Below are 19,824 nucleotides of genomic sequence, written 5' to 3' on the forward strand. Positions count from 1 at the left end.
CACTTTTTCTCTTCGCCGAGCACGGGTTTCAGGATTTTTGGCGCCGCCCCCAGTTCCCAGCACGGCAGACCGCGTGGGAAACGGCTGGTATTCGCGTGGCTCTCCTTATTGCAATGGAGGTAGGCGTCATGGGCCAGATCAACACCTCCCCTGATCTGAATTGCCGAGGAGTTGGAACACCCCACCATGCTCTGCGGTGCCACCGACCTCAGCGGAAGAGGGTGAGCTCCCCAGGAGTTCTCCTCACGCCCAAAAGTCTCCTCCATGCTGCCAGCCGGAACGGACGCAGAGAAGGGAAATGGGGGCGTAAGGGGTGATGATCAGGGGCGCAGCGCGCAGAGGTCGCCTGGCCTGGCTCAGGGCAAAGCCGCCTGACGGGCAGAGCGTAAACGGGCTGTTCGCCACTGCTCAAAGTTCAGCAGCTGGAACGGACCCCTGGAAGCGGGCTGCTGGTATTCCAGGATGGAGGAAGCCGTGTACGCGGAATACGCCAGGTTCTCCGCCTCCCTGGCCGTCAAGGTGCGGGGCTGCACGTCGAGGATACACAGACTCCCCACCCGCACCCCCCCAACTTTGAGTGGTGCACCGGCATAGAAACGGATGTGGGGGTCGCCCGTCACAAATGGATTTTCCCGAAAGCGGGGATCCGCTTGGGCATCGGGAACGACCAGCACCTCGTCGGACTGAACGGTGTGGCGGCAGAAGGTCAATTCAACCGGCGTTGGTTCGGGACCAGTTCCTACAGCCGCTTTGAAGTACTGGTGCGTTTTTCCAACGAGGGTGAGCAGCGCAATGGGAACCTGGTACGTCATAGCGGCGACCTCAGCAACGGCACTGAGGGAGACGCCGTAGTATTTCTGCTCGTAAACGCGCTCCGCGATGTGAGAACGAACGGTTTCAGCATAGCCTGTGTTCGCCGACGATTCCCGAACTATCACGTCACCTTATATAGGTTCTCAATGGTTCCGCTGCCGTGAAAAACGTATCTTTTCCTACGGTTAGCCAGTCTTTACGTCGTACTCATAAACGGAACATCTCCTCTAGAGAGGAAAAAGCCCCTGTCCCTGTGCGCCGGCGGCAGGGGCTCAGGAGTGAAGACGAATTCCGGAGCTTGGCCTCTCGGTCCATTTCACCGTTTCAGTGGGCGAGTCGGTCAAGCCCACAGCAGGTTTTGGGCTGAACCTGGGGAAAGGCAAGGGCGGGTCAGCGCGTGCGGCCCAGGTCACTTCAAGCGAGTAGGGTGGTGCGCCGTGAGCGATCTGGAGCTGTACCGTCAACGTTTCCCCAGGGCCTCATTGAATCTGGCACCACCGCTTCCCCCTCATCCGGCGAGACGTCCTGGAGGTGCGGTACGGGCGTGGGAGCACCGTCAGTCCCGAGACCCTGGGGCAGAGGAACATCATGTTCGCTCCCTTGCCCACTGAGGTACTCCGCTACCAAAAAGTCTGACGGGGTCTGCGTGAAGGTGGGGGGAGTGAAGCACTGGCTGTAGAGGGCAAAGACGGGTGCAGCACCGTGCCCGACATCCCGCTTCAGCCTCACCGGGATACGGAGGCGGCCCGGACCCTCTTCACCCCGCTGCCCGGCGAGTACAAGGTTCCCGAGTGCATGCCCACCGGCAGGTGCTGGAGTTCCGGCGCAGCAATTCGGAAACTCACTGTGCTCCAAGATCTGGAGCACGTCCAGGGCACCTCCTGTGCACGGCATGACAACCTGACCGAACCACTGCATCGTCCCACCCGGCAGCGGCCACGCCTGGACTTCAAACGGCGATGACGAACCGAGGAATTCCCCGCCCCGTATGCCCGAATCTCCACGTTTCACTCACCCGAACCACCGTGCCTGCCGCTCTCCGACAGCGTCACCTGCGCAGCGCCCTTCGTGTGAGGCGTGAGGGGGGGGCTGCGGGTGACCTGAACTTCGACTGCAGGCCACTCGCCCGTGGGTATGAGCTTCTTCAGGGGTGAAGATGCCCGAACCTGCACAAATTACAAACGGGATAGTGGTCGTTATTTTCTTCATACTTCTTCTGTGGTGCTTAGGCAGTTGCGCAGAACACAGAACGAAAGAGGTGCAAAAAAGGAGAATCAACCTTGTGCGCAACCACGGACGCAAAGCGCTACTGTATTGCTCTCACAGGGGGTAAGTTTATGACCGTTCCACGTTTTGGCCTCGGAACCTTTCGCCTCAAGGATGATGTCGTTCGCAATACTGTCCGTACTGCCCTGGGTCTTGGCTACCGCGCAATTGACACCGCACAGGGATACGGGAATGAAGCAGAAATAGGAGAGGTGCTGCAGGAGTCAGGCTTGCCCAGGAGCGAGATATTCCTGACGACAAAAATTAAACCTGAAAATTTCAGTCGTGATGCACTTCTTTCCAGCCTACAGGAAAGCTTGGATAAGTTGAGGGTCGATCAAGTGGACTTGACGTTGATCCACTGGCCAGTCCCTAAGGGAGAAGTCAAGCCCGAAGAATACCTAACAGCTCTGGCTGAAGCGCAAGCACGAGGTCTTACCAAGCAAGTAGGCGTGTCAAACTTCAACATTGCTGGACTTGTACAAGCCCGCGAGATTTTGGGTGAGACAGCCATCGCTACAAACCAGGTGGAAATTCACCCCTACCTGCAAAACCGGAAACTCGTCGAATTCGCCCAGAAGGAAGGTGTTCACTTAACTTCGTACATGACATTGGCCGTGGGAAAAGTGATGAATGACGAAGTTCTTCAAGACATTGCCCGTAGGCACGACGCGACCCCCGCCCAAGTGGCCTTGGCATGGGCAATGGGGCAAGGCTTTGCGGTAATTCCATCCTCTACAAAACGGGAGAATCTGGAAAGCAATCTGAAGTCCCAAAATCTTGTCCTCACATCGGATGATTTGGACAGGATTGCTGCGCTTGAGCAGGGCGAAAGTGCTCGTATTGCTTCTCCCGAAAGTGCTCGGCCTGACTGGGACTGAACGCTGTGTTCCGGAGGCAAAGGGACCAGTTCAGCCGTCTGGGGCTGTCTACCCTTTGCCGCGTCTTCAGCGTCTTGTGCCGTACGAAAGCACTCCGGACTTCAGGCGGGAGAGGAGATCACTGCCCAGAGCCATTTAGAGCACCTGTCAAAAAAGAGGGCTTCTTTTGGCCGAGCAGCGCGAGCGAACTTGAATGGGCATTTGTTCGAATTCCGCCGTGGGTGGAGGGGCAGCCCTCACGGCGGAATTCGAACAAATGCACGAAGAGTGAATGGAGTGCCGTGAGGCGTTCCATCACCTGTCCTCGGGCGGCCTGTGTACCAACTTCTCGGACGAGATCTGGAGCGGAAAGGCTTCACCATCGGCAGAGCCGCTCCGGAGTACAGCGGGAAGCCCGGGAGGGCCTCCGCTCCTGGAAGCGGAACGCTACAGGCATTACGGCTTGGGGGCCTCAATCTGAAGAAGCTGCCTCCTGGTTCTTTCCAGGTGCGAGCGGCCCGGATCACTGCGGGGCATTTCCCAGGAACTGAGCAGCTGGAATTTTACCGGTCACGAGGAAATACGGCGTGATCAGGTCAGCCCTGCTTGGAGGCGGGAACGCTGCGGGCCTCTTCAACGTCACCCCGCTCCTTGACGTCCTCGTGCTCGTTGTTGCGCGGCGCGGTCGCTTCCCTGTCGTTTACACCCTTGAATGAGGGTTTACGGTCGTGCCCGATCTCGTGGACTTCCTGCTTGTTGCGGTCGTACTGGTCCGGCAGGCTGGTGTGACCACTGTTTTTGTCGTCTTTGTCAGGCATGCGCCTAAGCTTCCACCTCAAGGTGCGCCGCGCACGAGGAGAAGCTGAAGCCCGGTTCAGAAATAGGGAGGACGTGAACCCGAGCAGTTTCTGCACAACTCGGGCAGGATGCGTATGGGTGGCCTCACCGCACACCACGCTTTTCAACACAAGAAGGGCACCGTGCACCGGCGCCTTGCAGTGGCGGCGGAGAGCGTACGCCCTGAAAGCAGGGGCCGTCTTTGAAATCCCGGTTTGGAGTCTACGCCGGCTCCCAGCAGGCCACGGTAGCCGGAGGTGTGGCGGCCGACGAGACGGTCGTGGTGATATCGACGTGGTGACCGCCCACCTGAGTGCGCAGGGCAGCGGTGGGTGCTGGCTGCGCTCCGCCCGACTGGTCGGCGGGCCTGCCGGGTTTGCGGCCCCTGGCCGGCACCGCTGGCTGGAGGAGGGAGGGCACCACGCCTGCCTCGCCGCGGCACGCCAGGCCAATCTCCCCGAACGGCGCCCCAGCGGGGTGTCCTGCTGGCGGTGGGTACCGGTAAGGGCGGAAAGAATGTGCTCATCCTGTTCGGGGACGGCGCCGCGGCCCGGCACGGTTCCTGGAGCGCCACGCAGACAAGGGAGGCAGAGGCCTCCCCTGGCCTCCGCCCGTTTGTTCAGCGCCCGGCCTGGACCCAAACGCCCAGCGACTCGATCACCGTAATCCCCCAGTCACCGCCTGGCCAGGCGGTGATGTCTCCGGCCTCGGGCTCCCACACAGAGGTGTCCACGCGGAACCTGAAGGGCTCCTTCCCGTCTGGCTGCAGCGCAGGCCTGGGGTCGTCCCGGATCTCTGATTTCGGGATGTGCACCTCTCCCCTTCCTGCCCCGAGCACCGTGCTGCCGCTCTCACTGCGGCACGCTCGGTTACGCTGAGGGCTCCAGGTGGGCCGCACCGCTCCCGTTCTTACTGGTAAGAACGGACCTGCGTTATGGTGCGGTCGATGAAGACAGCGACGGTGTTCAACCATGCTGGAGGCGCTGGGAAGACGAGCCTCACGCGCGACATTGGATATGAGCTCGCTCAGGCCGGAAGCCGGGTCCTCCTGGTGGATCTCGATCCTCAGGCCAGCCTTACCCGGTGGCTGGGGATCCGCGACGTGTCGCTCGACGAGACGGTATATGCGGTTGCCGTGGAGAATAAGCCCCTCCCGACGCCCCGCGAAGCGCATGGCCTGCACCTGATCCCCTCCCACGTCACCCTTGCGCTCTCCGAGGCCCAGATCAGCGGCCAGATCGGCGCGGTCCTCACCCTGCGGCACGCCCTTCAGAAGGTGGCCGACCAGTATGACGCCGTGCTGATCGACAGCCCACCGAGCCTTGGGCAACTCGCGGCCCTGGGGGCGCTCGCTGCGGACATGCTGATCGTGCCCGTCCTGACCCAGCAAAAGGGCCTGGACGCCCTGCCTGGCTTGCAGAGCGCGCTGGAGCTGTATCACCGCCTACGCCCGGAGCTGCGGGTGGGCCTGTACGTCCCCACCATGTATGACGGCCGCCGCCTACACGACCGCGAGGTGCTCGAAGAGCTGCGCCGTCACCTGCCTGACCTGGCCAGGCCGGTTCCGTTCCGGGGAGCCGTATGGCTGGACAGTTCGACCGCCGGACAACCGGTCGGCGTGTACTCGGCGGGCAGCCCCGTTCACCAAGACGTTCTTCAGGCTGCCCGGGCGGTCGCGGGGGCCCTGGGTGTGCCCGGGCCGGAAGTGCAGGCATGACCCGCAAGCGGCCTGTCCGCGAGGACCTCAGCGGCCTGCTCGGCAAGTCGGCCGAGTTGCTCCAGCCCAAGCCGGCCACGCATACCCTGCCCGTCGCAGCCCTTCACCCCACTGCGGCGCAGCCCCGCCGGTCCTTCGACGGGGCGGGGCTCGCCAGCCTGGCGGCGAGTCTTCGGGAGCAGGGCGTGCTCCAGCCCCTCCTTGTGCGCCCCGTGGAAGGTGGTCACGAGATCGTGGCGGGCGAGCGGCGCTGGCGGGCGGCGCAGCTGGCCGGGTTAACGGAGGTGCCCGTGATCATCCGCGAATTGAATGACCGAGAGTCGCGTGCCGCCGCCCTCGTGGAGAACCTTCAGCGGGAGAACTTGAACGTCATCGACGAGGTGGACGCCAAGCTTGACCTGGTGGCCCTGACCCTCGATCTTCCCCGCGAGGAGGCCCGTCCTCGCCTCATGCAGCTGCTGCGTGAGGCGCCAGGGGCAGACCACGAGGCGGTCTCCCGCCTGTTCGGCGTGTTCGGCGAGACGTGGGAAGCCTTCGCCAAGAACAAGCTCCGTATCCTGAAATGGCCAGAGGCCATCCTCGGTGCGCTGCGGTCAGGCCTGCCCTTCACCCTCGCGGGCGTGGTCGCTGCCGCGCCGGAAGAGCACCACGCCGACCTGCTACGGCTTGCCCAGAGTGGAGCAAGCCGGGTGGAGCTGCAAGCGGAGGTGGCCCGTCTCAAGGCCGCCGCCCAGCTCCCAGCTCCGCACGTCCACCGGGCGGTGCAGATTGGCAAGCAGCTCTCCAGCCGCCGCCTGCTCACCCGGTTGCAGCCTGCGGACGTCAAGGCCCTGGAACTGTGGCTCGACAAGATGCCGCAGAGCGTCCGCCAGGCCCTGGAGCAAAGCGGGGGCTAAAGTTCACCTCCTCCTTTCCCGTCCCTGCGCTGGGGCGGTTTTTGCTGTTCAGGTCACGCAACTCGGACGCAGGAGACACACCGCGCGGGCGGTGAACAGGGGAAACATCACGCCGCGCAAGCCACCAGCCGGTCCTCCTTGCGCACCGACCTCACCCGCGCCCATAGCGACCAGTACACGCTGCCCGCCAGGCCCACGTCCCCGTCCCTTACGCTGCGCTGGGCGCGGTGCGGAGCCTCATGCGCCGCCTCGGCACGCCCGAGATGACCGGTCAGGGCCACCTCATCCTACGCAGCAGCGCCTTTACGGCCTTCACCTCCGGCCTGCGCGTGGACATCCACGGGGACAGGCCCAACTCGCTGGAGGTGATGGGCCTGGGCGTGACCGGCAACCCGGCGGTGAGCGAGGCCAGCGGACTTCAGGTTCGGCACGCCCCTGACCCAACTGGTCTCGCTCACCGCCCGCTCGCCCCGCCCACGACCGCGGCACCCTGGACGGTTGGCCGGAGCGCTGCTTCGGCGTGCTGTCCGGCAGGCCGGACAGCGTTCACCTGCTCGGCATTCCCCGGGAACGCATATGCGGCGCGAGCACCTTGAGCGAGGCATTTCGGGCGGGACGTCGCCCACCCGTGGAAGACCACGCAATACACGCCCGCTGCGCAGCCTCTGCTGCCCGGCGGCGCCGCGTGTTGCCCCGGCGGTCTGCCTTTGCCCTTCTGGGCAGTTTCCGCTGTTCCTGGCCTACATGCTGGACGCAAACGGCACACCAACCCGGAGCAAAACAAGGCAGACACGGTGGGTCTTCAAGATGAAGTGGGCCGTGGTGTTGCTGCGGGCAAGTCCAGCCCCGCCGCTGAGTGGTCACACGCTGGAAGCTCTTGAACGTCTGGAACGAGTTGCTCCACGTCGCGGACGTGACGTACGCCGTACATCCCGAGCATCACCAGGAGGCCGAACAATCCAACGAAGACGAAGAGAAGGCTTATCCCCGCTCCCGGTCCACTTCCCACGACGCGACCAAAGATGGGGGCCAGCGATCCTCCCGGGAGCATCGCGGGATTCAGCCACCGGTCCACAAGCGGCCCTGCAACCAATGTCGAGAGCGGCAGCGCAAGCATCGCGATCACCCGCCGCGCGGCGAAGACCTTGCCCTGTATGTCCGCGGGTGTCTTGCTCTGCCAGATGGCCTGATTGCTGCTGTTCGTCACCGGTGCCCCAAGAGCGCCAATGAGTGCTCCCAGTACCCAGGGCCATACGCTCTGCGCCAGGCCGTTGACCAATATGGCCGTCATGCTGATGGTCCACCCGATCAACACACCGTGGATTCGGCGCTTCGGTCCCCCCCAACCCGCAATGGTCAGCCCAACCAGCACGCCACCGATGCCGCCCGCCATCTGGGTGGTGGCCAGCGCGCCGGCGTTGTTGCCACTCCGGGCAAGAATCAGAGGAGTGAACAACGCCATTGTCAGGCCATTTATCAGGTTGCCGAACAGAAAAACGAGTTGCAGGGTCAGAAGATGCGGACTGGCGAGGATAAACCGGAAGCCGTACAACGCTTCATGCCAAAGGTTTGCTGGTGCTGCCCCACGGGCCTGGCCCCGGGGCGGTCTGGGCACGATCACGGGCACCAAGGTCAGGAGCGCCACCAGGCTGCCCAGAAGGTCGAGCAGGACGAGGCCGCTCAGGCCCACCTGCTTGTACAGCAGCGCTCCCAGGACCGGCGCGAGGATGGTGCTCGCCGACCCCACCACGCTCTGAATGCCACCTGCACGGGCGTAATCCTCCTGACGAAGCATCACGGTGGTCGCGGCAGAATCGGCGGGCCACTGAAAGGCACCGAGCGCCGCTTCAACGAAGATCAGGAGGTACAACCAGGGCAGCGCGAGGTGGCCTGAGGAGAGGAGGGCCAGTAGAACCAGGCTGGTCAGGAGCCGGGCAGCGTCGCCAATCATCATGACCCGCTTCAAGTGCTGGTTCCAGCGGTCAACCAGTGCCCCAACGAGGGGCGTGATGAAAATCAGGGGCAGAAAGACGATGAAGGGCACCGTTGCCAGGGCAGTCGCGCTGCCCGTTCGCTCCCACAACCACAATGACAGCGCGAAGGCCGTCATGTTGGCACCCAGAGAGCTGAAAAACTGACCGGTCCAGATCACCGTATAGCCGCGCAGGCCACCAAGAGAAGGCATACCTCAACGCTAAGAGACCTCTACTTTTGTGAAAACAACCAGATTAGAGTAGAGAAACCATGATGCCATCCGGAATCCAGGAGGTCTTGAGTTCTGAGGCAGCAGAACTGCTCTGCCGGCCTGATGTGGCGTGCTTGCTCAAGCCATTTATGCGTGGCGAACGGACAGTGGGGCAGGCTGCAGTGGAACTGGGGGTGCCGCTGGGCACGCTGCATTACCGGGTCGGGCGATTTTGCCGGGAGGGCCTTCTGGAACTGGTTCGCGAGCAATCCCGGCGGGGACGGCCCTGCAAGGTCTACCGCGCGGCGCAGAGTTCCTTCCGTATTCCGGCCTCCCTTCTGAGTGATCAGACGCTGCAGGCCATGCAACACGGAAGGTACTGGAAGGAGCAGGTGGGCCAGCAACTGCAGTACGCACCGACTCCACGGCTCAAGGAGGTTGTGGTGGAACTCGGTGACAAAGGGGCCTTGCAGTGGACGCTGAATGCGCAGGAGGGTGGAGCGGAACCGGTGGAGCATATTCCCGGCCTCCTCCAGATTCGGAGCGCTGCACTCTTCCTCGACCCAGCCGATGCGGAGGCCTTTGCAGAAGAGCTCTTTGAGCTGCACCAGCGCTACCAGTCGAAGCGCGGAGCAAAGCGTTACGGCATACTGTGCGATCTCGTACCACTCGGCCGACCCGTCGACCAGGGGCGCTAGCCACCAAAGGCTGCACTCCATCTTCCAAGGCAGGCCCATCCCACCGGGTTGCCCTGGCCCTACTCAGGCGCCGCTCCGGAAGGTCCTCTTTTTCGCCATGTACTGGCCCTCATGCGGCGCAGTTTTGTGGCCAGCCGCCCCCCGCCGTTCGCTGAACGGGGGGGATGAGCGATCGGCCGCTCACGCTGGAATGCAAAGAACATGGCCGCAGCTTTGTCACCCTTGTTTGCCGACACGTTGTACAGGGCGTTTTGCCAGTTCCGAAGATCCTGATGATCTCCGCCCCGATGCCTGGTGTGCCCCATACGGGCACCGCTTTATGGCGAATGGCGGTCAGTGGAACGAGGAGACCAAGGACGATGCGGAGATCACACGCCTGGGTGCTGGCTGCTATGAGGTGGTGAGAGCTCGGAACCAGGAACGGAGACCAAGGGGCCTCGTTGCGTCCGGATGTCCACAGCCACGGATTAGGGATTCCGGTGAGTCCCTGAAAAAACCACCGGAGCGGCTCGAGGGTGCCCCGGCGTTTACGCCTGGGGGTGAATGGAGTCCAGCGCCATCGGCGCTGCGAGAAGCTGGAGCCATCTGCCCGTTGTAAGGCGGTGAGGTCCTTTGCCGCGACATCGAAGCTCCCGAGTCTAAAGTTCGGTCGTGCCCGAACCGCAATTCGTCCAGTAGGCCTTCCCGCATACTTCCCGCTTTTCACCTCACCCCGCACGATGTCTTCCGTCTGGAAGCCGAAGAAAACCTTTTGCCGGGTGCGGTAACGAATCGGGAACCCGGAGTTGTTGGTGCCGCACATCTGTCTGGCTCCCCGCCCCATGCATTTGATCAGGAGAGGCTTCAGGGCGCTGCGCCGGACCCTCTCCCCAGAGTCTCCAATGCAGGCCGCGTCGATCCAGTGGGCTTTGTCGTAGCCCTGCTTCCAGCGATTGAACTGGGTCTGTGCTCCTGAACCGGTTTCGACCGGATAGCCGAAGCGGCGCAGTTCCTCCAGTAAGCGATACTTGGTGGCGTTTACGGCTGCGCAATCTTAGAGGCTGACCTGCTGTTGTTCCCGAATGCGTTTGAGCAGGGTCAGTTTCTTTGTCAGGAATTCTTCGAGGGTGCGCTTGCCTTTGAGTTCATTGCACTTGCGGCAGGAGAGGACCAGGTTGCTGATGCGGTCACTGCCTGCCCGGCTGCGGGGAACAAGGTGCTCGACTTCCTCGCCTTTCTTCTCGCAGTACGCGCACTTTCCGTCCCATAGATGCAGGAGGTACGCGCGGAGCTCGGTGCCGAACAGGGTGCCTTTCTGGTAGGCCTGTCCCTGGATGTCCGGGTTCATCAGCTTCTGGGTGTCGAAGGAGACCAGTTCTATGCTGAATGAATCCAGGGAAGTGAAGCGGTCCAGTCGTCTTGCCCAGGAAACGGTGGTGAGAACGCGGTGCATCAACGAAGGTGGCAGCCAACCGGTGGGCCTGGTGCGGTTCAGGAAGCGCGCGGGTCGGTGCCGGAGTGTGCGGTTGCGCCGGGAGGCCCGGAGACTCCTTCTGGCCTGGAGTTTTGGTTTGATGGCGGGGCGGCGGTGGGCCAGTTCGGTACCCCAGATGCATTGTTTGCCAGTCTTGCCTTTGAGGACCAATGCAAGACCGGTGGTCTTGCTTCCAGGATCAATCTTCAGGGCCAGAGGTTGGGAGACGCGTCCCGTTTCGGCTTTGAGGATGATGGTGAAAGGGGCGCGTCTGAACACAGCGGCTCTTCCGGCTTCGAGGAGCGTCCTGGCCCGTTTTGGTGTGCAGGGCATCAGGGGAGAGCGGCTCGGAATTGAGGACGAACACTCGGTTGGGCATGTGGACCCTATGCGCGTAAGCGCCGTGTGAAGTTCGCCTGGAGGGGCATTTCTGAGCTTGTGGGTGCCTTACCAGAGGCGCGGGGATTCCCTTCCCGGCCTTCTTTGTTGTGGCGACAGAGCCAAGAACTGGCGAGGCATTCTTGGGTGTCATGACTCAGAAATCGTTTACTCGCCACAGTCCTCGGCCAAGCAAGTGGAGCTTCGAAAAGCCCCCGAATTCATTCGTGGGGTTGCTTACTGGCCAGCCCGAGCGGAGTGAACAGGAAAAATCGTAACGGAGAGCCGGGCAAGCGCTGGGGGAGGCGACGCAACCCGTGTGATTCCTCGGTTTCGCCCCCCGCGTCAGTTGCAGGAGGAGTAAAACTGGCTTTTACCAGGGTATACACGTTGACTTTGCCGTTCTAAAGGCGGCGTTAGGGCTAAGCCAACAGTTTATATGCAGAGGAAAATGCCTCACTGTGACAGGCTGCATGAACGTAGGAATTCACACTCTTGCGGGAGGTCCACCCATGAAACAAGAAGCGAAAACAACCCTACTGGCGCTGGCCCTCGGCTTTGCCTCAATGCCTGCTCTGGCCCAGGACAACGCGGCGGAAACCACCACGACCAACGCGACCACGCAAAACGATGATGGCGGCATGGACTGGAGCTGGCTTGGCCTGCTGGGCCTTGCTGGACTGGCAGGACTGCGCCGGAAAGAACCTGCTGTGGTTCGCCGCGACCAGACGACAACGACTCAGCGCTAAGTCATACCCATCTCAGGCGGCCTCCGGGTCGCCTGTTTTCGCACCGTTGAGGACTTGTTGCGCCGCGGTGAGGCAAAGTCGAGAAACTGCCGCCCTCGGCAGTAGAAATCGACTCAAGTCGTCCTCCGGTCAAGAATGACGGAAGGACACAGACGTCATTCCAGACTCTGGGCCTCCTTACTGCGCGCCAGGTCTTGAGACGTCAGCGCGTCTCAAGAGGAAAACAATCATGCCATCTCTTCAAAAGAACACAAGGGAAATCAGGCAAAAGACCCGGACCACTGAAGGCCATGCAGAACCGAAGGCGGCAACAAAGACAGCAAAAGCGGTGTTCAGGCAGCAGGTGGCAACGGCAGCAACCGGGGCGCAGCAACAGAAAGAGCTTCAGCGGCACAAGCTTGCTGCGATCGGCGACCATCACTCCTCAGGACGAGGCTTCCCCTGGCTCCTGCTTTTCCTGGTTGGAGGAGTCTACGCCCTGTACCGCTTCAATCCCACTGCCCGGCAACAGGTGCAGAGACGACTGAACCGGGTTGACGCCGCTGAGGACGCTGCCTCTCACGCTGCCCAGAATGAACGGCCTCTCGCCGTTGTGGAACAGGTTGCGGCGGAAGTCCAGCAGAAGGCCGAAGAGGGCACCGTCACCTCAAAGGACGAGGCGGCGGATCAACACCGGAATTAGAGCCTGGACCAAACCCCCTCGGGATGACCAGGAGGGTCTTGCCACACCCCTCACTCCCCCCTCGGGCGGTGGCGTGTCACACCGTTTCCGGGTGTTACGGGCAGGTTCTGGCGTCTGGGTTGTCCAGCAAGCAAGGGACGCATGCCTCCAGGGTGGCTTCAGAAGGAGGCGATTGGTCAGGCACTTCTGGCGCATGTGTCAAAAAGAGCCCTCCTTTTTGCCCCGGCAGGGCGAGCGGACTTGAATGCGCATTGGGGAGAATGGGGAACCGTGGGGGGTGCCCTTCCACGCGCCGCGCAACTCGGACAAATGCGCGAAACGCCCACGAACGTGGAGCGCGGCGTTGCCAGCGCTGTGCGTGAGGGGAGCAAGCCGCCGTCCTCTTTCTCGACCTTGGTGGAGGTCAAAGCAGCCCATGACCCCCTCGTGCACGCTGCTGGAGACGAGCTGCGCGGTGAGGTGGCCGCTCGCCTGCAAGGCTGTGCGCGCCAGGCGAGGCAACGTGTACAGGCCCTACGTTGACTTCCTCGCCCCTCCCAACCCCTTCCCACCCGGCTGGCCGCCGCTGAAACATGATCAGCGCCGGGGGAGGTCCGTGAGACCGTCAGGGTGAGCCACGGCTTTCCTCCAGTCTTGCAAGAACCCGTGCACGACCATCACGAATCCGAGAAAGTCGCTGGGCGTGACGGCGTATCCGCTGGCACCCGCCTCCGTACACGCCTGAATATCCTTGAGGCGGGCAGAACTGCTGAACACCACAACGGGCAGCTCGCGCGTCGCTGCGTCTGCCCGGAGTTCTGTGAGGACTTGACAGGCGTTCATGCGCGGTGTGTTGGCGTCGAGCAGCACCAGCTGCACCGGGGAAACGCCGGCATACGCCCCCACACGCCGCAGGAATCGTAAGGCTTCGTCGCCATCCTGAACCACGTGGAGCGTCACCTCCCCCTCGAAGCTCGCGACGGCTTCCCGCACCAGCTCGACGTCCGCGCCGTGGTCTTCTACCAGCAGGACGTCAGTCAAGGCCGTGTTCCACCCGGCAGAGGGTGAAGTGCACCGTTGTGCCGGTGCTCGGCTCGGAGTTCAGCCACGCCCGCCCCCCGTGCCGCTCGGCAATCTTGCGCACGATCGACAGCCCCAGCCCGGTCCCCTCGTACTCCTCCCGCGTGTGGAGGCGCTGGAACAACCCGAACACCCGCTCGTGGTACTCGGAGTCGATCCCGATCCCGTTGTCGGCGACCGTAAAGTGCCACGCGTCCCCCGCGTCGCTCGCGGCAACGCGCACGACGGGCGGCTCATCCGGACGGCGGAACTTCACGGCGTTCCCAATCAGATTCTGAAACAGCTGTGCGAGTTCCCCCTCGTCTCCCAGCACCGCCGGAAGAGGGCTGACTTCGACGCGCGCGCCTGCCTGCTCGATCAGCGCCTGCAGCCGGCCGAGCGCTTCCTTTAGGGCAGCGTTCGCGTCGGTGGGCCGGAGCGGTTCACGAACGGCGTTCATGCGGGAGAACACAAGCAGGTCGTCAATGAGAACCTTCATGCGCTGCGCCCCGCTGGCCAGAAACTTCAGGAAGAGGCGTCCACGGTCATCCACCTGGTCCCCGTAGCGCCTGTGGAGGAGGTCACTGTAACTGGAAATCGTGCGCAGGGGTTCTTGCAGGTCGTGGCTCGCGACGAAGGCAAAGCGCTCCAGCTCCGCGTTGGAGCGTTCCAGCTCGCGCGTTCGTTCGCGGAGCAGCCGGGTCTGCTCGTTGCGTTCGAGGGCGAGGGCAAAGCTGCGCCCCACCGCGCGGAAAATCGCCCTGTCCCGGCCAGTCCACGTCTGGCGCTGCATCATTGCCATGCTGAGCAGGCCCACGGGCTCCTCGCTGAGATAGAAGGGATACAGCGCGCCCGCGCCGTACATCCGCGAGTCGCCGAGCCCTTCGCGCTTCGCGTCCCACACCTCCGTGTAATGCGCTTCCCGCCCCTGCACGGCCTGCGCGAAGGTGGGCTGGTCCAGAGGAATGCCCGCACGGATCATGGTGAGGGCCTCCTCCGGAATATCTCCGGACCACGACTCAGCCTTCCACAGGTTTCCGTGGCGCCCGTAGTACGCGACGCTGACTGAACCGATGGTGGCGCGCAGCACCTCCACGGCGTGACGCGTGAGGTCCTCCAGACGGGTGGTGGACGCGAGCTCCGCGAAGCGGACGAACGCGTCCAGCGCGGCAGTACGTTCGGTGAGGGCAAGGGTGCGTTCCTGGACACGGCGCTCGAGCTCCTCGCCATGCTCGCGCAGCGCGCGCTCCGCCGCTTTCTGCACGCTGAGGTCCTGCACGTACCCCATCACGAACGTCTCGTCGTGGTGGTCGTACCGGACCAGCACCAGCCCCACGGGGAAGCGGGTGCCGTCCCGGCGAAGCATCTCTTTCTCGTAGGGTTCGGATACGCCCCGCTCGAATGCCTCTCGAAACGCCCGCGCGTCCGCTTCCCGGTACTCGGGCGGGGTGTGTTGGGCCCAGTTCAAAGCCCCGGCCTCGTACGTCTTCCGCGTGAAGCCGAGCATATGGAGGTACGCGTCGTTCGGAAGGTGGAGCGTGCCGTCAAGCGTCCCGATGGCGATCCCCATGGGACTCGCCTCGACCAGCCGGCGGAAGCGCTCCTCACTCCCGCGCAGTTGGGCTTCCGCCTGCACGCGTTCGGTGACGTCGCTGTGCGCTCCAACCCACTCGCGGACCGAGCCGTCCCGGTCCGGAATCGGAGTCGCGCGCGCCTGCATCACGCGGTAGTGCCCATCATGCCGCCGCAAGCGCTGCTCGACGACGTACAAGGACTGCGACTCCACTGCCTGTCGCCAGACCTGTTGGACGTGCTCGCGGTCTCCCGGATGCACGGCGTCCAGCCATCCCCACCCGAGCAGTTCCTCCTGCGTCTGACCAGTGAACGCACGCCAGGCGGGCTGGTCCTCGCTGAACGCTCCTGTGGACGTACGGGTCCACACGATCTGCGAGGTCGCCTCGACCAGGGAGCGGTGACGCTGCTCGCTGAGCGCAGCTGCCTCGTAGAGTTGCGCGACGTCGAGGGCGAGGGCCGCGCGGTGCGCGAGTTCCTGCGCGAGGTGCAGGTCGTCTTGCGTGAGGGTTCGGTCTGCGCTGGAGGTGGCCATGCCCAGCACGCCGAGTTTGCGGCCATTGGCGATAAGCGGCACGGTGATCAGCGAGTGCAGCCCCAAGGAGCGGACCATGGCGCGCCGCTCTTCCCCGGGAAGTGCGTCGATCGCTTCGGGAGACAGGGTCGGCACCAAGAGGGGCCGGCCGGTGCGGTAGACGTGTTCGTTGCTGATGGGGGAGCGGGGATCGCTCGGGTAACGGCGCAGCATGCCCTGCAGCGTGTCGATCATTGCGGGATCGCGGTGCGCGACTGCGGCGGGCAGCAGTCGCTGCCGTTCCGGCGGAAGGGTGTCGAACTGCGGGGCAGGCTGGTAGACCACGCACCAGTCCGCGACATGCTGAATGGTCAGGCCAGTGATGCGCTCCAGGGTCACCTGCACATTGAGGGAAGCGGAGAGGGTTTCGCTGACCCGGGCAAGCAGCGCCGCGCGCTCGTGGGCCCGCTGCTGCCCGTCGTGGAGTCGGGCGCGTTCCATCGCCTGCGCGGCCTGCTCGGCCACGGCCTGGATGAACACCTGGTTCTCGTCCGTGATGGCCCGCTCATCCTCAAAGGACAGGGTGAGTGCGGCGAGCACACCGTCTCCCGCGATGAGCGGGACGGCCGCGATGGCGCGGGTGCCGGGTTGGAGGAAGGCGGCCGCAGCCGGGGAGGTGGACCGCAGTTCGGACGCCGGGAGGAAGACCGCCCGCTGCTGTCGGACCGCGTCGACGACGGGAAGACGCCCCGGGGCAGGGAAGCGCCGCCACGGAGCGAGGATCTCATCGCTGTAACCGGTCGCCCCAATTAAGAACAGCGTGCCTCCGTCGGCGGGGGCGATGAGCATCGCGGCGTAGGCTCCTGCAGCGCGACTGGCCTCCTGGAGGATGAGCTGGTGGACGTCTTGCTCGGTCACGGCCCGGGACAGGGCGCTCGTGAGGTCCTGAAGCCGCCGCATGCGTATTTCGCCCAGCTCACGCGCCTGCTGTGCGAGCACTTGCGCGGTGCGTTCCTCGATGGTGACCAGGAGGTGGGTGATGACGCCCTCCTCCCCCGAGATCGGGAAGGCGGTGCACTGGCGGTGGGCGAGTCCGGCAGGAGCATGGGGCGTGGGAACGGTGTAGTGAAAGTCCCGCAGGGGCTCGCCACTGACCAGAACCGTGCGGTAGGCCTCCAGAAGTGCGGGTGGGATGGTGGGGAGGACGTCCAGAACGGAGCGGCCCACGACGGCGTCCACCGGGAGGCCCACCAGACGTGCAAAGGCGTCATTGACCCGAACGAAGCGCAACTCGGCGCTGTACAGCGCGTGTGCCGTCCGCGCTTGCTCGAAGAGCACGTCGAGGTACGACGTGGTGGAGTGGGGTGCGGAGACGCGAGACTCTGGGGGCACGGCTGCAGTCTACGGGGAGGCCGTGGCCGGCACATGTAGGGCGTTCATTTCCTCAGCTCTACCGGCTTCCAACGCTGGAGCAGGGCGCGCTGAAGGCCTCATCGTGAAAGGCGCGGCGTCAGGACGCGGCCTTGCTGACGGAAAACGGGTTGGCACAGACGCACGCCTGGGCCACGGCGTGCGCGCAAAGCCGCAGCACGCAAGCAACCGTTCGCCCCCGCGTCTGGAGTGCGCCTCTGGAACTCCGGTGGTGAAACCTGGCGGACCGCCTGGCCCCTCCCTGAGTTCACAACGTTCGCCAGCTGGTGGTCGGTGATGGGGCCCGCGGTAAGCACCACGGCTGCAGCGCCCAGTTCCCGCTTCCCATCCACACCTTTGTGCTGGTCAGCCACCGTGGGCAACATCACCATGGAGGCCATGACCTCACTGGCCCTTTGGAGCTCAGGTGGTGTTCTGAGCCGCCTGACGCACCAGAAGGTGTTCGATCTCGGATGCGGGCCTGGGCTTATGCCAGAAGTAGCCCTGTGCCAGCCGGTACCCCAGTTGCACCAGGGTGTCGCGCTGCTCTGCGGTCTCGATGCCCTCCGCAAGCACTTCACACCGCAAGGCGACGCCGAGGTCAGCCACCGCGCGAAGCAGCGGGATGTCTTCAGCGAAAGATTTGTCGGCTTTGAGCCGGTGAACAGCGAACCGGCGCAGCTGGGACAAAGAAGAGTATCCACTGCCAAAATCATCAACCGCGAGTCGGACCCCGGCTTGGTGCAGTTCAGTAAGGTTGCGAATGGACACGCTGCTCGACTCCAGGAGCGCACCTTCGGTAATCTCCAGGCACAGCAGGTGCGGTGACAGCCCCTGTTCCCTGAGGGCTTCCCGAACACGTTCGCAGAAGTCCGCGCGCCGGAGTTGCACGGGTGAGACGTTGACCGCCAGGGACAGGTCAGGCTGAAGCGGTGACCAGACGGTGGTGGCTGCCAGCGAGGTGCGCAGAACACGCAGGCCGAGATCATGAATGAGATCAGACTCCTCGGCAATTCGGATGAACTCATCTGGGGAGACGCTTTGTCCATGGGAATGCCAGCGGGCCAGTGCCTCAACGCCGACAATCCTGGCCGTGAGCGGGTCAACGATCGGCTGGTAGGCGACCCAAAAGGCAGGGGCGTGATCGCTGAGGTCTTTGCGCAACTGCGTCTCCAGATGCATGCGGCGGAAGGCCATCTCACCCATGGCCTCGTCGAAGATCTCCAGGGTAGAGTGGCCGTGGCTCTTGGCGCGGTACATCGCGGTGTCTGCTTCACGCAAAACGGCGTCCAGGTCCTGACAGCGTCCCCGGGCAAAGGCAATGCCGATGCTCAGGGTGACGAAGAGGCTCTGCCCGCCGATATCGATGGGGGAGCGCACGGTTTCTTGCAAACGGGCGGCCAGGGTCAGCGCATCGGCGGGCCCGTGAACGTCCTGCGCGATGATGACGAACTCGTCGCCTCCCCAGCGGGCCAGCGTGTCTTCCTGCCGCAAGGCGGATAACATCCGCTGACCCACCGCCCGCAGCAGGTCGTCGCCTGCCTTGTGGCCCAGGCTGTCGTTGATCAGGCCAAAGCGGTCGAGGTCAATGAGCAGCACGGCCACGTCCGTCCCAAGACGCTGGGCGTGAGGGACGGCTTTGGCCAGGCGATCGGCATAGAGGCGCCGATTGGGTAGCCCCGTCAGGGCGTCATGCAGCGACTCATGCTCGCGGCGTGCTGCCAACTCCCGCATGCGCGCTTCCGCGGCGGCCAGTGCTCCGGTCGCCCGCACCGTACTGATGCTGACGATCAGCGCCACCACCCAGAAGATCAACAGATCGCTCAGATTCCACAAGGACGCCGCCGACGCGCGCTGGACGAGAATTGCCCCGGAGGGCAGGAGCAGGGCGGCAACCGCACTCCCCCTCTGCCGCCCACGCAAAATCGCGCCAATGAAGGGCAGATGCGCCACGAGGAGCAGCAAGATGCCGATCTGCGTTACCTGAATCAGCGCAAAGCTCCAGGTCAGCAACAGGCCATCCGCCACGATGACGCTCACCCAGGTCCAGGAGGACCGAGGACGGCCTGCGGTCAGAAGCAACCAGGTGGTCGCCACCACCCGAAGCACAAAGCCGGACACTTCGGGCAGGACCAGCGCGGAGTTCCAGTGAAATCTTGGATCGAGCACGACGGCCGCCTGAACGGCCGCGGTGCTGAGCAGCACTGCAGCCAGTAGCCAGTCGGGCAACCGGTCCTCGCCGATGCGGGCCCACTGCAGATGGCCCGAATCCACCTCACGTAAGCGCATCAGGCATCCAACCCTTGAACAAAGCCAACGGAGAGGCGTCCACTGCTACCCAAAATACGCCAGGGCACACCGTCGACGCCCAGAAGTGAAGCGGAGGCAAACGCAGCCAGGGGTTTGCCCCTCAACGCTGGACAACCGTGACCCGGGCGCAACCGTCTCCCAGAGGCACGCATAAAGTTGATGGTACCCGTGACCACGTGGTGCGCGACGTCAACGCCAGATGGACCGGGGTGACCGCAAAGTCAGGGGGTGGCGAGGATCAATGGGAACCCGGCAGCGTTGAGGGCGGGGACAGCCTCGGAACTCGGGGGCACGGCGCGAGATGGCGAGGGCCTGGTGACGTGGGGCACCCAATTCTGGCGGGCGTTCTGCCGCCTCACCCGGGACGCGTCATGCCCCAAACGCCTCAGCACCCAGTGCAGGCTGTGCCCGATCCCCCGGTGCAGCCCTGAAGCGCCCCAGCGCTT

Annotated in this window: 15 protein-coding genes and 1 pseudogene; 9 read left to right on the plus strand and 7 right to left on the minus strand. The window is 63.8% G+C overall.

What is annotated here, in order from left to right:
- Positions 1-356 precede the first annotated feature (356 nt).
- Positions 357-938: a GAF domain-containing protein gene (locus tag B9A95_RS29300; RefSeq protein WP_342744633.1), complete on the minus strand. Its 582-nt coding sequence runs from the start codon at positions 936-938 to the stop codon at positions 357-359.
- Positions 939-1,250: 312 nt separating this feature from the next.
- Between B9A95_RS29300 and B9A95_RS29305 the strand changes: the two are divergent.
- Together B9A95_RS29305 and dkgB are read left to right on the plus strand one after the other, a co-directional pair.
- A pseudogene (locus B9A95_RS29305) lies at positions 1,251-1,895 on the plus strand (transposase domain-containing protein); the annotation flags it as partial.
- 255 nt (positions 1,896-2,150) lie between these two features.
- Positions 2,151-2,960 (plus strand): 2,5-didehydrogluconate reductase DkgB, encoded by an 810-nt coding sequence (dkgB, locus tag B9A95_RS29310; RefSeq protein WP_084051263.1) that lies wholly within the window; start codon positions 2,151-2,153, stop codon positions 2,958-2,960.
- A gap of 575 nt (positions 2,961-3,535) precedes the next feature.
- On the opposite strand, the gene B9A95_RS29315 is transcribed toward dkgB, so the two are convergent.
- Positions 3,536-3,757: a hypothetical protein gene (locus tag B9A95_RS29315; protein ID WP_084051152.1), complete on the minus strand. Its 222-nt coding sequence runs from the start codon at positions 3,755-3,757 to the stop codon at positions 3,536-3,538.
- 965 nt (positions 3,758-4,722) lie between these two features.
- Between B9A95_RS29315 and B9A95_RS29325 the strand changes: the two genes are divergently transcribed.
- The 3 genes from B9A95_RS29325 to B9A95_RS32895 all read left to right on the plus strand — a co-directional run bounded on the left by B9A95_RS29325 (position 4,723) and on the right by B9A95_RS32895 (position 6,985).
- A complete protein-coding gene (locus tag B9A95_RS29325; RefSeq protein ID WP_084051264.1) occupies positions 4,723-5,493 on the plus strand; it encodes a ParA family protein in 771 nt (256 codons plus the stop codon).
- A complete protein-coding gene (locus tag B9A95_RS29330; RefSeq protein WP_084051154.1) occupies positions 5,490-6,389 on the plus strand; it encodes a ParB/RepB/Spo0J family partition protein in 900 nt (299 codons plus the stop codon). The genes B9A95_RS29325 and B9A95_RS29330 overlap by 4 nt, the downstream gene beginning before the upstream one ends.
- 239 nt (positions 6,390-6,628) lie before the next feature.
- Positions 6,629-6,985: a hypothetical protein gene (locus tag B9A95_RS32895; RefSeq protein ID WP_139807143.1), complete on the plus strand. Its 357-nt coding sequence runs from the start codon at positions 6,629-6,631 to the stop codon at positions 6,983-6,985.
- Positions 6,986-7,191: 206 nt separating this feature from the next.
- Here the strand turns inward: B9A95_RS32895 and B9A95_RS29340 are convergent, their stop codons facing one another.
- The gene (locus B9A95_RS29340) at positions 7,192-8,574 is read right to left on the minus strand and encodes an MFS transporter (protein ID WP_084051156.1); all 1,383 of its coding nucleotides are present in this window, start codon (positions 8,572-8,574) and stop codon (positions 7,192-7,194) included.
- Positions 8,575-8,660: 86 nt separating this feature from the next.
- Here B9A95_RS29340 and B9A95_RS29345 point away from each other — a divergent pair, with 86 nt between their 5' ends.
- Positions 8,661-9,272, plus strand: a complete 612-nt coding sequence (locus tag B9A95_RS29345; protein WP_084051157.1) for a hypothetical protein — start codon at positions 8,661-8,663, stop codon at positions 9,270-9,272.
- A 1,033-nt stretch (positions 9,273-10,305) separates the two neighbouring features.
- On the opposite strand, the gene iscB is transcribed toward B9A95_RS29345, so the two are convergent.
- Positions 10,306-11,058: an RNA-guided endonuclease IscB gene (gene iscB, locus B9A95_RS34830; RefSeq protein ID WP_212648415.1), complete on the minus strand. Its 753-nt coding sequence runs from the start codon at positions 11,056-11,058 to the stop codon at positions 10,306-10,308.
- Positions 11,059-11,615: 557 nt separating this feature from the next.
- Between iscB and B9A95_RS29355 the strand changes: the two genes are divergently transcribed.
- The 3 genes from B9A95_RS29355 (at position 11,616) to B9A95_RS32900 (ending at position 13,056) form a co-directional block, all read left to right on the plus strand.
- Positions 11,616-11,852, plus strand: a complete 237-nt coding sequence (locus B9A95_RS29355) for a WGxxGxxG family protein (RefSeq protein ID WP_084051158.1) — start codon at positions 11,616-11,618, stop codon at positions 11,850-11,852.
- 511 nt (positions 11,853-12,363) lie between these two features.
- A complete protein-coding gene (locus B9A95_RS34835) occupies positions 12,364-12,534 on the plus strand; it encodes a hypothetical protein (protein WP_212648416.1) in 171 nt (56 codons plus the stop codon).
- A gap of 270 nt (positions 12,535-12,804) precedes the next feature.
- Positions 12,805-13,056 (plus strand): hypothetical protein, encoded by a 252-nt coding sequence (locus B9A95_RS32900; RefSeq protein WP_139807145.1) that lies wholly within the window; start codon positions 12,805-12,807, stop codon positions 13,054-13,056.
- Positions 13,057-13,110: 54 nt separating this feature from the next.
- Here the strand turns inward: B9A95_RS32900 and B9A95_RS29365 are convergent, their stop codons facing one another.
- The 3 genes from B9A95_RS29365 to B9A95_RS29375 all read right to left on the minus strand — a co-directional run bounded on the left by B9A95_RS29365 (position 13,111) and on the right by B9A95_RS29375 (position 19,357).
- Entirely contained in the window at positions 13,111-13,554 is a 444-nt protein-coding gene (locus B9A95_RS29365; RefSeq protein WP_084051160.1) for a response regulator, read from the minus strand.
- Positions 13,547-17,050, minus strand: a complete 3,504-nt coding sequence (locus B9A95_RS29370) for a PAS domain S-box protein (RefSeq protein WP_084051161.1) — start codon at positions 17,048-17,050, stop codon at positions 13,547-13,549. Before B9A95_RS29370 ends, B9A95_RS29365 begins: the two co-directional genes overlap by 8 nt.
- 441 nt (positions 17,051-17,491) lie before the next feature.
- Positions 17,492-19,357, minus strand: a complete 1,866-nt coding sequence (locus B9A95_RS29375) for a putative bifunctional diguanylate cyclase/phosphodiesterase (RefSeq protein WP_084051162.1) — start codon at positions 19,355-19,357, stop codon at positions 17,492-17,494.
- Positions 19,358-19,824 lie beyond the last annotated feature (467 nt).

This window comes from Deinococcus hopiensis KR-140, assembly GCF_900176165.1.
Classification (GTDB): domain Bacteria; phylum Deinococcota; class Deinococci; order Deinococcales; family Deinococcaceae; genus Deinococcus; species Deinococcus hopiensis.

Excerpts from the sequence above, each read along its gene's own strand:
- dkgB (WP_084051263.1), top strand. The coding sequence starts at position 2,151 with ATGACCGTTCCACGTTTTGGCCTCGGAACCTTTCGCCTCAAGGATGAT.
- B9A95_RS29315 (WP_084051152.1), bottom strand. The coding sequence starts at position 3,757 with ATGCCTGACAAAGACGACAAAAACAGTGGTCACACCAGCCTGCCGGAC.
- B9A95_RS29325 (WP_084051264.1), top strand. The coding sequence starts at position 4,723 with ATGAAGACAGCGACGGTGTTCAACCATGCTGGAGGCGCTGGGAAGACG.
- B9A95_RS29330 (WP_084051154.1), top strand. The coding sequence starts at position 5,490 with ATGACCCGCAAGCGGCCTGTCCGCGAGGACCTCAGCGGCCTGCTCGGC.
- B9A95_RS32895 (WP_139807143.1), top strand. The coding sequence starts at position 6,629 with ATGCGCCGCCTCGGCACGCCCGAGATGACCGGTCAGGGCCACCTCATC.
- B9A95_RS29340 (WP_084051156.1), bottom strand. The coding sequence starts at position 8,574 with ATGCCTTCTCTTGGTGGCCTGCGCGGCTATACGGTGATCTGGACCGGT.
- iscB (WP_212648415.1), bottom strand. The coding sequence starts at position 11,058 with ATGCCCTGCACACCAAAACGGGCCAGGACGCTCCTCGAAGCCGGAAGA.
- B9A95_RS29355 (WP_084051158.1), top strand. The coding sequence starts at position 11,616 with ATGAAACAAGAAGCGAAAACAACCCTACTGGCGCTGGCCCTCGGCTTT.
- B9A95_RS29375 (WP_084051162.1), bottom strand. The coding sequence starts at position 19,357 with ATGCGCTTACGTGAGGTGGATTCGGGCCATCTGCAGTGGGCCCGCATC.